Annotated in this window: 15 protein-coding genes; 9 read left to right on the top strand and 6 right to left on the bottom strand. The window is 66.8% G+C overall.

Annotation, left to right across the window (positions count from 1 at the left end):
• Positions 1-186 precede the first annotated feature (186 nt).
• Positions 187-1538 (top strand): IS3-like element ISStma2 family transposase gene (locus ACZK5G_RS16530; RefSeq protein ID WP_478463888.1). Its coding sequence is split into 2 segments (ribosomal slippage): positions 187-634 and positions 634-1538, totalling 1353 coding nucleotides; the frame shifts between segments, so codons are not numbered across the junction.
• Between the two features lie 155 nt (positions 1539-1693).
• On the opposite strand, the gene ACZK5G_RS16525 is transcribed toward ACZK5G_RS16530, so the two are convergent.
• Positions 1694-2287: a mechanosensitive ion channel family protein gene (locus tag ACZK5G_RS16525; protein WP_080291803.1), complete on the bottom strand. Its 594-nt coding sequence runs from the start codon at positions 2285-2287 to the stop codon at positions 1694-1696.
• A gap of 35 nt (positions 2288-2322) precedes the next feature.
• Positions 2323-2502, bottom strand: a complete 180-nt coding sequence (locus ACZK5G_RS16520; protein ID WP_049398314.1) for a hypothetical protein — start codon at positions 2500-2502, stop codon at positions 2323-2325.
• Positions 2503-2628: 126 nt separating this feature from the next.
• On the opposite strand from ACZK5G_RS16520, the gene ACZK5G_RS16515 reads away from it, so the two are divergent.
• From ACZK5G_RS16515 to ACZK5G_RS16505, 3 genes are read left to right on the top strand one after another with little or no spacing between them, the layout of a single operon-like run.
• Positions 2629-3207, top strand: coding sequence for an RNA polymerase sigma factor (locus ACZK5G_RS16515; protein WP_032129359.1), 579 nt, complete (start codon positions 2629-2631; stop codon positions 3205-3207).
• On the top strand, positions 3204-3737 hold the full coding sequence (locus tag ACZK5G_RS16510) for a hypothetical protein (RefSeq protein ID WP_285302907.1): 534 nt from the start codon (positions 3204-3206) through the stop codon (positions 3735-3737). Before ACZK5G_RS16515 ends, ACZK5G_RS16510 begins: the two co-directional genes overlap by 4 nt.
• 10 nt (positions 3738-3747) lie before the next feature.
• A complete protein-coding gene (locus tag ACZK5G_RS16505; RefSeq protein WP_478464111.1) occupies positions 3748-4629 on the top strand; it encodes a DUF4097 family beta strand repeat-containing protein in 882 nt (293 codons plus the stop codon).
• Between the two features lie 49 nt (positions 4630-4678).
• Here ACZK5G_RS16505 and ACZK5G_RS16500 read toward each other — a convergent pair whose 3' ends face one another.
• From ACZK5G_RS16500 to ACZK5G_RS16490, 3 genes are all read right to left on the bottom strand, one after another.
• Positions 4679-4861 (bottom strand): hypothetical protein, encoded by a 183-nt coding sequence (locus ACZK5G_RS16500; protein WP_005410566.1) that lies wholly within the window; start codon positions 4859-4861, stop codon positions 4679-4681.
• A gap of 11 nt (positions 4862-4872) precedes the next feature.
• Positions 4873-5124, bottom strand: coding sequence for a YkgJ family cysteine cluster protein (locus ACZK5G_RS16495; RefSeq protein WP_005410565.1), 252 nt, complete (start codon positions 5122-5124; stop codon positions 4873-4875).
• A gap of 271 nt (positions 5125-5395) precedes the next feature.
• A complete protein-coding gene (locus tag ACZK5G_RS16490; RefSeq protein WP_032129362.1) occupies positions 5396-6757 on the bottom strand; it encodes an Hsp70 family protein in 1362 nt (453 codons plus the stop codon).
• Positions 6758-6949: 192 nt separating this feature from the next.
• Between ACZK5G_RS16490 and ACZK5G_RS16485 the strand changes: the two genes are divergently transcribed.
• On the top strand, positions 6950-7285 hold the full coding sequence (locus ACZK5G_RS16485) for a zinc ribbon domain-containing protein YjdM (protein WP_010482882.1): 336 nt from the start codon (positions 6950-6952) through the stop codon (positions 7283-7285).
• Positions 7286-7291: 6 nt separating this feature from the next.
• Here ACZK5G_RS16485 and ACZK5G_RS16480 read toward each other — a convergent pair whose 3' ends face one another.
• Positions 7292-8446, bottom strand: coding sequence for a tetratricopeptide repeat protein (locus ACZK5G_RS16480; RefSeq protein WP_478464109.1), 1155 nt, complete (start codon positions 8444-8446; stop codon positions 7292-7294).
• A 228-nt stretch (positions 8447-8674) separates the two neighbouring features.
• Between ACZK5G_RS16480 and ACZK5G_RS16475 the strand changes: the two genes are divergently transcribed.
• The 4 genes from ACZK5G_RS16475 to ACZK5G_RS16460 all read left to right on the top strand — a co-directional run bounded on the left by ACZK5G_RS16475 (position 8675) and on the right by ACZK5G_RS16460 (position 11540).
• A complete protein-coding gene (locus ACZK5G_RS16475; protein WP_478464108.1) occupies positions 8675-9277 on the top strand; it encodes an HD domain-containing protein in 603 nt (200 codons plus the stop codon).
• Between the two features lie 50 nt (positions 9278-9327).
• Complete coding sequence (locus ACZK5G_RS16470; protein WP_049398321.1) at positions 9328-9501, top strand: oxidoreductase-like domain-containing protein; 174 nt, start codon at positions 9328-9330, stop codon at positions 9499-9501.
• Complete coding sequence (locus ACZK5G_RS16465; protein WP_032130397.1) at positions 9498-10115, top strand: DUF998 domain-containing protein; 618 nt, start codon at positions 9498-9500, stop codon at positions 10113-10115. Before ACZK5G_RS16470 ends, ACZK5G_RS16465 begins: the two co-directional genes overlap by 4 nt.
• Before the next feature lie 78 nt (positions 10116-10193).
• Complete coding sequence (locus ACZK5G_RS16460) at positions 10194-11540, top strand: virulence factor family protein (protein ID WP_478464106.1); 1347 nt, start codon at positions 10194-10196, stop codon at positions 11538-11540.
• Positions 11541-12314 lie beyond the last annotated feature (774 nt).

The following is a 12314-nucleotide window of genomic DNA, read 5'->3' as shown; positions in this document are numbered from 1 at the left end:
TTTTGACTATCGATATCTGACAGATGTGCCGACCAACGGTCGGCACCCACCAACAGCGCGCGGAAATCTGTCAGAGGTGGGGCGGTGTGGGTTGGCAGGACCGTTGGCGCCATGGATGGCGCCATCGAGCCCCCATGGTGAAGTGACCCCCGGGAGTTGGACACCAGATCCAACCCCGAGGGATACATGAACAAATACGACGCGCGTTTCAAACTGCAGGTCGCCAAAGAGGCCTGCAAGACCTCCACATCGGTCAAAGCCATTGCCCGTCGCCACGGCCTGGAGTTCTCCACGGTCAGGCGCTGGGTGGCGACCTATCGGCTGCATGGTTGGCGGGGATTTCATCGCCATGCCCGGTCCTATGACCTCCCGTTCAAACTGGCTGTCCTGGAGAAAATGAGCCAGGACGGCATGTCCGGGCGGGAGGCCACCACCTACTTTCAAATTGGCGATGCCGGCGCGGTGGGGCGATGGCGGCGCCTGTATGCTCAAGGCGGTGCCCAAGCGTTGGCACCACCTCCGCCGCCGCCCCGAAAGCCGATGAAAAAGACCCGTTCGTCCAAGCCACCTGAGGATATGAGCCGCGATGAGCTGCTCAAGGAAGTCGCCTATCTGCGTGCGGAGACCGACTACCTAAAAAAACTCGATGCCTTGATCCGGGAAGAGCAGGCGGCGCAGGACGCAAAGCGCAAGCCGTCCAGGGATTGAGGCAGGTTCATACGCTGTCGCTTCTGCTCGAAGCAGCTGAGCTGTCACGCAGTACGTTCTATTACCAGAACCATGTCCTGGCCCATCCGGATCAGGATGAGGCAGCCCTGTGCGAGCGCATCCGTGCAATCTACGATCAAAGCCAAGGGCGCTATGGCTATCGCACGGTGACGCTGGAATTGGCCAATCAGGGTCATCGGACCAATCACAAGCGGGTTCAGCGCCTGATGGGGGAGATGGGACTGAAATCGCGGGTGCGTGTGAAGCGCTACCAGGCCTTCAAGGGGGCGGCCAATGTTGTGGTTGGCAATGACCTCAATCGCCAGTTCCATGCCGAGCGCCCCAACCAGAAGTGGGTGACTGACGTGACCGAGTTCAAGGTGCAGGGCATGAAGCTGTACCTGTCGCCGATCATGGACCTCTACAACGGTGAAATCGTGGCTTATCAGATCAAGCGTCGGCCCGTATTTGATCTGGTGGGCCAAATGCTGGAGGAGGCCATCAAGAAGCTTCCCCCGGATGAGCGCCCCATGATCCACTCCGACCAGGGCTGGCAGTACCAGCATGAAAACTACCGGCACATGCTGGAAAAGCACTCGTTGAAACAAAGCATGTCCCGGCGCGGCAACTGCCTGGACAATGCGGCGATGGAGAGCTTCTTTGGGACGCTGAAGTCGGAATTCTTCTACCTGAACAGCTTTGACAGCATCGAGAGTCTGGAAGCTGGGCTGGTGGAATACATCCAGTACTACAACGAAGAGCGCATCAAACTGAAACTGAAAGGTCTGAGCCCGGTAAAGTACCGGGAGCAGGCCCAATCGGCCGCCTGACCCCGTCCAAGTCTCGGGGGTCACTTCATGGACGGGTTTACGGCGTGTCCTGACCACCCACACCGCCCCGCCATCCCACGGAATGCCGCTCTTGATCTTGCTTCGGCTTCGGCCTCTGCAGGTGCAGGGCGCAGCCCTGCAAAGAAGAACCTCCCTCAGCCGTCGCCCTGGATGCCGCCGGGGGCCTGCGCCGGGTCGCGCCAGCGGCGCACCGTGCGCTGGAAGAACAGGTTGTTCGGCAGCTGCAGCACCGTGCCCTCGTGGCCGTCGCCGGTTTCCTGCAGCGTGGTGTAGATCAGGTTCACGTCGATCACCCGGCCCTTCAGGCCCGGCTTCTCGCCGTTTTCCAGCACCTCGATGTAGTCGTGCAGGCGGAACGGGCGGGTGGTAAAGATCAGCAGCGTGCAGAAGATGTTGGACAGCACGCTCCACGCCGCGAAGAAGGCCACCGCGCCCACGGCTGCAAAGCCGGTGAACGCGGTCCACAGCACCGACGGCTTCGCGCCGAGCAGGCTGAGGATGTACAGCAGGGCACTGAAATAGACCACGAAACTGGTGATCCGGCGCGCGCCCATCACCATTTCCGGCGGCAGCGTGTAGTGCTCGGCAAAGCGGCGGATCAGGCGACGGGCGAGCACGCGCAGGAGCCATGCGACCAGCAGCACCAGTACGATCTGCAGGGCGACGCCGGCGTAGTTCAACCACGGGTGGGTCCAGGCGGGCAGGTGATCCTTCAGCGACAACATCATGGGGCGAAAACAGGCGGCGGGAACGGCCCCTGATGTTACCCGGCGCGTGCGGGGGATTCGACCGCCGGGTTCCAGGCCACGCACACCAGCTCCTGGCGGTGCTGCTGCAGGCAGGCGCGGCCATTGTCGGGACGCAGCTGCAGTGACAGGCCCAGCGCCTGCAGCAGGACACAGGCGGTGATCACCAGCAGGGCGGCGCAGGATGGGCTGGACATGGCAGGACTCCTGTACGGCAATTTCGCGAAGGACCTTTCATGGATGCAGCAGCCACCCAAAAGGTTGCATGCCATCGATCATCGATCGGCTCTAAACCTTTTCCCGGGTCGCCGCATCCAAGCGATATGCTCGACACCACCATGCCCGCGCCGCCTGCCGCCAACGACGCCGTCGATGAACCCGCCCTGGTGCGGGCGGCGGCCGCCGGAGATACCGCTGCCTATGAACTGCTGTACCGGCGCCACGCGCCCCGTGTATTCGCTGTGCTGTGGCGGCTGTGTGGCGGCCAGCAGGCACGCGCCGAGGACGCGCTGCAGGAAGCGTTCCTGCAGGCGTGGAAGGCGCTGCCGGGCTTCCGTTTCGAGAGCAGCCTGTCGACCTGGCTGCACCGGCTGGGCGTCAACGCGGCACTGATGGAGCTGCGCGGACGTGCGGGCGGGCAGGATCACGACAGCCTCGACGAAGTGGACGGAGGGTTGCAGGAGCTGGCAGTGCACGATCGTTGCGCCGGCACCGAACGCGACCTCGAACGGGCACTGTCGACACTGCCGCCACGGGCACGTGCGGTACTGGTACTGCACGACATCGAAGGCTGGAAACACCAGGAAATCGCCGAACAGCTGCAGATGGCCGTCGGCAGTTCCAAGGCACAGTTGCATCGTGCGCGCGGCCTGTTGCGCGCACGGCTGGGAGACATGACATGAGTACACACGACCACGATTCCGACCACGATCTGCTGGCCCGGCTGCGCGCGCTGCCGACCGAACGCGGCGTACCCACCGATGGCTGGGCACGCCTGTCGGCGCAGCTGCCGCCGCGTGAACCGCAGGCGGCACCTGCGCCGGGCGACAACGTGGTGGCCCTGCCAGCGCGCTCGCGGCGTCGCTGGTGGCTGCCGGTCGGTGCGGCATTGGCGGCCAGCCTGGTGCTCTACGCGGTGGCGCCGTGGCGCCATGCGCAGCCGGACGCGCCGGTGCCGTCTACCCTGCAGCTGCAGGCGGCGGTGATGACCGAGCAGTACCAGCAGGCCGTCGCTTCGCTGCCCGATGGGCGGGCGCCGGAATGGCAGCCGGCGCTGCACGAACTGGATGAAAGCGCAGCGCAGATCCGTGCCGCCTTGGCGCAGGACCCGCGTGCGCCGCACCTGCTTGGCCAGCTCAAGCGCACCTACGCGCTGCGGCTGGAATTGACCCGGCAGGCGGCCTATGCCGCCGAGTCCGGCTTGACGACCTGAGGAGACCCCCATGACCCGAACCCTGATTTCCTGCTGTGTCGCGCTGCTGCTGGCCCCTGCCGTGGCGCTGGCCGACACCCGCATCGACGAGCGCCACACCCTGGCCACGGGCGGTCGCATCGAGCTGAGCAATGTGGCCGGCAAGGTGACCGTGCGTGGCTGGGACCGCAATGACGTGCAGCTCACCGGCACGCTCAGCGACGGCCTGCAGCTGCGTCAGGAGAAAAGTGCCAACCGTGTGCGCTGGGAGATCGAATACCCGCGCCGCAGCAGCAATGGTGGCGCGACGCTGGTACTGAACGTGCCGCGCTCGGTGGAGCTGCTGCTGAGCACGGTCAGCGCCAGCCAGGACATCAGTGGCATCGATGTGCGACGGCTGCAGGCCGACACGGTCAGCGGCAGCCTGAGCGCGGCTGGCCGCAGTGGCGACAGCAAGCTCAACACGGTCAGCGGCAGCGTCAGCGCACGCCTGCAGACGCCGAAGCTGGACGTGAACACGGTCAGTGGCCGGATCGAGGCCGGCGGCGGCGTGTCCGGTGATATCGGTGCGCAGACGGTGTCCGGCCGGGTCGAGGTGGACGCCGGGCGCGTGCAGCGGCTGGCGGTGGAGACCGTCTCGGGCAGCATCGATCTGGCAGCGGCCGGGTTGGCTCCCGGCGGCCGCATCAACCTCGAATCGGTCAGTGCCTCGGTCACGCTGAGCCTGCCGCGCACGGTGTCGGCACAGCTGTCGGTGAACAGCTTCAGTGGTTCGATCAACAGTGACGCCGGGCAGGTGGAGCGGCCGCGCTATGGGCCGGGCAGCCACCTCGATACGCGTCTGGGCGGCGGTGATGGTGACATCCGCATCCAGTCGCATTCGGGCAGTGTGCGGGTACGCCTGGACCGCTGAACGCGATCCGGCAGGCCGCGGCGGCAGCGCCGCCGCGGACGGTACTGGGTCAGCTGGCTTTCTTCAGCGCCCAGGTGGTGCCGAGGACTTCGATCTTGCCACCGGCCTTGCGGAACGCTGCCAGGTCCGAAGCGATCGAATCGCTGCTGACCACAGTGCTGGCGGCCGCGCCCTTGCGTTCGCTGCGGATGCTGTTGCTGGCCTTCGCGGGGGTCTTTGCCTTGCGGGGCATGGTTGCTCCTGTCAGGTGGAAGGGGAGGAAAGCGCCCAGGCATCGGCCTGGCGCAGGTAGTCCTGCCGCTCGCGGCGGCAGTCATCGCCGCCCATCGAAAACTGGCGGCAGATCGCCGGGCGCTGCGAATAGATCGTGCAGCGCAGGTGATAGGGATCGATCGCTGCGCACCAGCCTTCCTCGTTGCGCGCCATCACGGCACGGCCGTGGGTGTCGCGTGACAGGAACTGGCCGGGCACGTGGTCGCCGGGCTGCAGCAGCACGGGCAGCCGGCAACAGACCGCGTCACAACGGCGGCAGTCGATGGGTGCAGGTGCTGCGTCAGGTTGTAAGGCCACAGGGGCCTGGCGGGTGCCCAAAGCGGGTCTCGATGGCGGCTCAGGTGCTGCGCGGACCATGAACGAGCCAGGAAGGCATGGCCGCTAGGCCCGCGGGGCGGGCCAGGCTGCACTGTGGACACACACCGGCGTGGCCGGCGGAAGGTGCAGCGTGGTTCTAGCCGACCAAGAGTAACTTAGGCCGCGTAACGTTTTGTTAATCCTGGCTGGCTGCCGCCAGCGCAAGGCCCTGGACCACGCCCAGCGAGGGCTCGCCGTGGACCATGCGGGCCCCCGGGAAGGCCTCGGCCACGGCCTGGCGCAGGTAGCCGGCACGGGACATGCCACCGGTCAGGAACACCGCGTCCGGGTCGCCGCCGATGTCGCTGCGGACCTGGGCCAGCAGCTCGCGGATCTGCTCCAGGTAGCCATGGGCGGCGGCGGCCAGGCCGTCGGCGCTGCTGTCGGCATGCAGGTCGCGGGCGATGTAGTCCAGCGTGCTGCGGTGTTCGCTGGCGGCGCTGAGGGCAATCTTGGCGCGTTCGACATCGCGGTACAGGCGGGCGGTGTTGCCGGTGTCCTGCAGGGCCTGCAGGCGCGCGCCCCACGGTTCGTCGACATGGTCGTATTTGTGCTGGCGGAAGTCGCGCTGGCGCGTCATGTCCTGCACGGTGGCGGCTTCCACGTAGTGGTGGGCGGGCACGCGGGTGATGCCGCGGCCGAACAGCGGCATGTAGCTGGACAGGCTCAGCGCCAGATCGATGTCGGTACCGCCACGGGCGATACCCCAGGCGCGGTGGATGCGCGGCGCAGCATCGCCACCAACCTCGGCGTGGGCGATATCGGTGGTACCGCCGCCGATGTCAACGATCACCGCCTGGTGCCGCTCGCGGCTTTCGGCGTGGTAATGCATGGCCGCCGCGGCCGGTTCCTCGAGGAAATCGATCTGGTCGAAACCGGCCTGGGTGGCGGCTTCGCGCAGGATGTCCAGTGCCTGATCGTTGCCGGCCGCGCCGATCGAGCTGCGGAACTGCACCGGGCGGCCGAGCAGGGCGGCACGCAGCGGCTGGCCAAGCTGGGCGCTGGCGGTCAGGCGGATGTGCTCGAGGATGTGCGCGGCGATGCCGGTGATGGTCTGCTTCGCGCGCGGGTGCAGGTTGTATCCCAGCATCGACTTCGGGCTCTGCACCAGGTTGCCTTCGTGTTCCTCGAAATAGGCTTCCAGCGCGTCGTCGCCGTAGACCGCGTTCTGCAGCAGGTCGCTGGCGCTGCGCTCCTTGCCGGCGCGGGCTTCCATCCATTCCCGGCGCAGTGCGCGCAGGGCTTCGCGGCGCAGCGCCTGCGGCGTGCGTTCCTGGCCGGCGGCGCGGGCCGCGCGCGCGGCGCTGTCGATCATCTGCTGCAGCTCGTGTTCCTGGCCGGCGTCGAGCTGGAAGTCGTCCGGGTCGGGCACCACGCCAGGGAAGTACACGCTGGTGCGGAACTGCTCGGCGTCGCCGAAGCGGATCGGCAGCAGTTTCCCCTCATGCACGATGGCGGCGGCGGAGTTGCTGGTACCGAAGTCGATGCCGAGGCGCATGGGGAGTTCCGGGGGGCGATCAGGGGCCGCGCACTCTGCTGCAGTTCGTCGCCGACTGCAAGTTCCTGCGGCCTTCTGTTCTGGGTGGGGGTTCCGGATCGGGTCATGCGAGCCGCCGGGCGCTGGCCGGAAAAGGGCAGGGAGCCAGGCGGTTACAATGGCGGCTGTTGATTCACTTTGAGGTACTTGCTGATGTCTTCTGCCCCCGCCTGCCCGCAGTGCACCCTGGAAAACACCTACGCCGATGGTGCGCTGTGGATCTGCGCCGACTGCGGTTTCGAATGGACCGCCGAGGAAAGCGCCGGTTCCACCCTGGTCGTGCGTGACAGCAACGGCAACACCCTGCAGGCCGGCGACACCGTCACCGTGATCAAGGACCTGAAGGTCAAAGGCTCCTCGATCCCGCTCAAGCAGGGCACCGTGATCCGCAACATCCGCCTGGTCGAGGATGACGCCGAGCACATCGAAGGCAACTCGGACAAGATCAAGGGCCTGGTCCTGAAGACCTGCTTCCTCAAGAAGGCCTGATCGCCTTCAGCGCTTGGCCTGCTGCTGCGCGCGCCAGCGGGCCAGGCTGTCCAGCTTGGCCTGGTAGCGCGCCTGCTCCGGCGCGCCCCCCAGTTCCTGCGCACGCAGCAGTTCGCGATCGGCGCGCTTGAGCTGGCCAGCCAGGAAATAGACGCGTGCCAACCCGAAGTGGAACTGATGCGCGGTGTCATACAGGCGCACGGCCTGCCGGTAATAGCGGATCGCCTGGTCCAGCTGGCCGGCACGTTCGGCCTTGGCGCCGAACATGTACTGCGCGAACGGGTCTTCGCGCTGCACCGACTTCAACCGGCGCTCAAGTGACTGTGCCTGCGCGGTCAAGCCCAGGCTGCGGAACAGCGCGGAGGCATTGGTCAGTGCGGCATCCTGGCGGCCTTCCAGCTGCAGCGATCGGTCCAGCGCCTGCCGCGCCGCCTCGTTGTTGCCTTCGCGGTGGTCGAGCACGCCGAGGTTGTTCCACACCGGAGCGAACCCGCTGTCCTGAGCCAGGGACGCGTCGAAGAATGCACGCGCGCCGACGAAATCACCGTCGGCGAGGCGCTCCGCACCCCGGTTGTTGTAGAAATGCGCCAACGCCCGCGCACGGCTGACGGGAACCGGCCCGCGGCGGTCATAGAGCACATTGCGGTCCAGATCGACGGTACCGAAGCGCCCACCGACGTCGACACCGGCGTTGACGTGGCCGACGCTGTAGACCACGCCCGCATCCTGGTCCTGGTACCAGGACACCACCTGCCCGACTTCCTGCACGCGGGCCTGGATGCCAGCCTCCCGCGCAAGCGTCACGAACAGCAGGGTGAAGGCCAGGCAGTTGGCGCGGCGGTGCTGCCAGATATCGCTGACGGTGTAGGTCGCATTGGCGTCGTACTGCAGGTCCAGCCCGTGCTGGTCGAAGATCATCTCCACGAGCGCCTGCAGCCGCTGGTCGCGGGAGTAGCTGCGCTGGATCACCTGCTTCTGGAGCATCGCGCGCAGGTCCGCGGGAATGGCGAACACTTCTTCCGGGGTCGGCACACGTGCGGCCGACACGGTGATGGTCGGGGTCGTCACCACATCGGCGGGCGGTGCCTGGCCTTCGCCGAAGGCAGGAGCACAGAAGGCCAGCAGCGAAAGAGTGAGGCAATGGGCGGCAGAACGGTACATGACGGTTCCCGGCAGCGGCGGGCGCTCCCGCCTGTGGCGAGTGTATGCCCATGGATGTCCGGCTGCAGCGACCGTTGGTCGGCGCCGCGTTCATCCACAACCGGTGTGGACCAGCGCTCGACAAAGCTGTGGACAACTGGCTCCGGGCCCCGCCCGGCAAGCGTTGTGAGTGCGTGGTGAAAAAACCGCCAGCTTGCCCGGCGCCGGCACAGGCGGGATGATCCGGTCATGGACTTCTCACCGCTGACGCTTGCCCCGGCGCAGTGGCAGGCGCTGCAGGACAGCTATGCAACGCCGCCACGGGCCTACCACCACTTCGGCCATGTGCGCGCGGTGCTGCAGCACTGCCAGGAGGTCGCCGATGGCCCCGGCTGGAAGCATCCGGCCGAGATCTATCTGGCCGTGCTCTATCACGATGCGATCTACCAGGCGGGGCGCAAGGACAATGAGGCGCGTTCGGCGCAGCTGGCTCTGCAGGCGATCACACAGGCGCCAGAGCTTGCCACTGTCGACGCCGCTCGCGTGGAGCAATTGATCCTGCTGACCGCCCGCCACGGCGCGCTTGGTCCGGAGGATGTGGATGCCGAGGCGGCGCTGTTCCTGGACTGCGACATGGCGATCCTGGCCGCGCCGGAACCGGTGTTCGCTGCCTATGACCGTGGCGTGGCCGAAGAATACAAAGGGGTGGTGCCGGGCTTCCTGTACCGTGCCGGCCGTCGCCGCTTCCTGCAGGGCCTGCTGCGCGCTCCGCGGATCTTCCTCAGCGAGTTCTTCCATCAGCGCCTGGACGCGGCCGCCCGTGACAACCTGCGACGTCAGCTGGGCGTTTGAGCCGGCCCGGTACACTGGTGACCTGTTTCCAATGATTGCCGTTTCCGACCGTGTCCGTCCCTGATCCCGATCCCCGCCCGCTGCCACCGGAAGAACCCGGCCCCAACGAATGCTGCGGCAGTGGTTGCCCGCTGTGTGTGCTGGACCTGTATTCCGATGAGCTGCAGCGCTACCGCAAGGCGCTGGCCGAGTGGAAGACGCGGCATCCAGAGGCCGCACCATGAGCCGTGCACGCCCGGCGGCGGTGCTGGCGCTGGTGGCACTGGTGCTGTTCGTGGCCACCGCGCTGTGGACCCAGGTCGCGCGCAGTGATCTGGACTGGGTGCGGGCGACCTTGAGCCTGTACCTGCACGGGCCGTGGGGGCTGGCATTGCGCGCTGCCTACTGCCTGCTGGCGCTGGCCATTGCGGCGCTTGGCATTGCGCTGTATCGCGGCAGCATCGGCCCGCGGCGCAGTGCGGCCGCACCATTGCTGTTCACGGTTTCCGCGCTGGGCCTGGCGACGGTCGCCATCGGCGACAGCTGGCTGCCTGAAGCAACACCGCTGCTGGCACCGTTCATCCATGGGCTGGCAGCCAACACGGCGTTCCTGTGTGCCAGCGTCGGCATGCTGCTGCAGGCCTGGTATCTGCGCCGCGAACCGGGTTGGCAGTCCGCTGCGGGCCTGCTCTGGGGCTGGGCATGGCTGGCCTTTGTGCTGCTGTGGCTGCATGTGCTGTGGCGTGGTGGTCCACCGCGTGGGCTGGGACAGAAAGTGGTGATCGCGGTGATCGTTGGCTGGCTGCTGTATCTGGCGATGGCGCTGTACCGTCGCAGCCGTCGGGCCGCAGCCCACTGAATCCCCAACGGCCTGCGCCGGTACGTGCCGTGCACGCGGCGGCGGCGTATCGTGTGCGCATTCCATCGGGGATGCGATATGAAGCGTGCAGGGCTGGGCAGGGCAATGGGTGTGGTACTGGCGCTGGCCGCGCTGCCGGCAACGGCGGCCGTGACCCCGCAGCAGTTCAGCCATGGGCGGTTCGAGCAGATTCCGGTGCACATGCCATCCGGCACGCCGCAACGGGTGGTGATCTGGTTCCACGAACCCACGGCCGGTGGTGACACCAGCCGCCTGCCGATCGAGGCCCTGCGTGCCGATGGCGCGCTGGTCGCGGCAGTGGACATTGCGCACCTGCGCGGTGTGCTCAAGCGCGAGGGGGACCCGACCTGTTCGTTCGGTTCCGGTGACGTCGAGAATTTCTCACGTTGGCTGCAGGCCTCGCTGCATCTGCCCGGCTACCACCTGCCGCTGGTCGGCGGTGATGGCGAAGGTGCCGAGATGGCCTATTCGCTGGCAGCGCAGGCCGATACCCAGGTGTTTGCCGGTGTACTGACCACCGGCTTCTGCCCGGACCACAACCACCAGCGCATGGTCTGCGGCGATGGTGTGAAGCACGACAGGCTGCAGCCGGCCGAACTGAATTTTCCGTGGTTGAGCGCGGCCGGTGACCGCGGCTGCAAGGTCGGCCAGGCCAGCGCGTTCGTGCAGCAGGTCGCGATGGCACGCGAGTTCAAGCGCACCGCGCGCGGTGATGCGTCACCGGGCCTGGTGGCTGCGGCACGGGTGATCGGCGCGCAGGCCGGCGTCAGCCTGGCACCGCCGCCTGCTGCACTGAAGGGCCTGCCCGTGGTGGAAATGCCGGCGACTGGCAGCGGCGATACGCTGGCGGTGTTCGTCTCCGGTGACGGTGGCTGGGCTGGCCTGGACAAGAACGTGGCGTCGTCACTCAACGAGCATGGCGTGGCGGTCGTCGGCATCGATTCGCTGCGCTACTTCTGGAGCGAGCGCACACCGAAGGGCTTTGCGGGCGACCTGCAGAAGATCATCGACCACTACCGCCAGCAATGGCACCGCGACAAGGTGATGTTGATCGGCTTCTCGCAGGGCGCCGACGTGCTGCCGGCCACCATCAACCAGCTCGACGCTGGCACCCGTGAGGCGCTGGAGCGCATCGTGCTGCTGTCGGTGGGCAGGAAGGCCGACTTCGAATTCCATGTCAGCAACTGGCTGGGCGGTGGCGGCGACGGCCTGCCGATCGCACCGGAAGTGGCCAGGCTGCCGGCGGAAAAAACGCTGTGCGTGTACGGCGACAAGGATGAGGACGCGCTGTGCCCGGATCTGCCGGCCAATGACGGCGTGAGGAAGGTGGAGCTGCCGGGCGATCACCATTTCGGTGGCGATTACGACCGCCTCGCCGAAGTGATCCTGAAGGGTGGGGTGTAGCGTTTGGTAGACGCCGACCTTGGTCGGCGCTGGGGCTGAAGGCGCCGCGGGATGAGCGTGTCGACCAAGGTCGACACCTACCAGGCGCATGTAGCGTCGAGCCACGCTCGACGGCTGCTGGTAGACGCCAACCTTGGTCGGCGCTGGGGCTGAAGGTGCCGTGGAATGAGCGTGTCGACCAAGGTCGACACCTACCCGGCGCATGTAGCGTCGAGTCACGCTCGACGGCTGTTGGTAGACGCCAACCTTGGTCGGCGCTGGGGCTGAAGGCGCCGCGGGATGAGCGTGTCGACCAAGGTCGACACCTACCAGGCGCATGTAGCGTCGAGCCACGCCCGACGGCTGTCGGTAGACGCCGACCTTGGTCGGCGCTGGGGCTGAAGGCACCGCGGGATGAGCGTGTCGACCAAGGTCGACACCTACCAGGCGCATGTAGCGTCGAGCCACGCTCGACGGCTGTTGGTAGACGCCGACCTTGGTCGGCGTCGGGGCTGAAGGTGCCGTGGAATGAGCGTGTCGACCAAGGTCGACACCTACCGGGCGCATGTAGCGTCGAGCCACGCTCGACGGCTGTTGGTAGACGCCGACCTTGGTCGGCGCTGGGGCTGAAGGCGCTGCGGAATGAGCGTGTCGACCAAGGTCGACACCTACCAGGCGCATGTAGCGTCGAGCCACGCTCGACAGCTGTTGGTAGACGCCGACCTTGGTCGGCGCTGGGGCTGAAGGCGCCGCGGGATGAGCGTGTCGACCAAGGTCGACACCTACCAGGCGCAT

The sequence above is a fragment of the Stenotrophomonas sp. 62841_Sma genome (genome assembly GCF_056482945.1).
The sequence above is the reverse complement of the archived record's forward strand: the minus strand, read 5'-3'. Positions and strand labels throughout refer to the sequence as shown.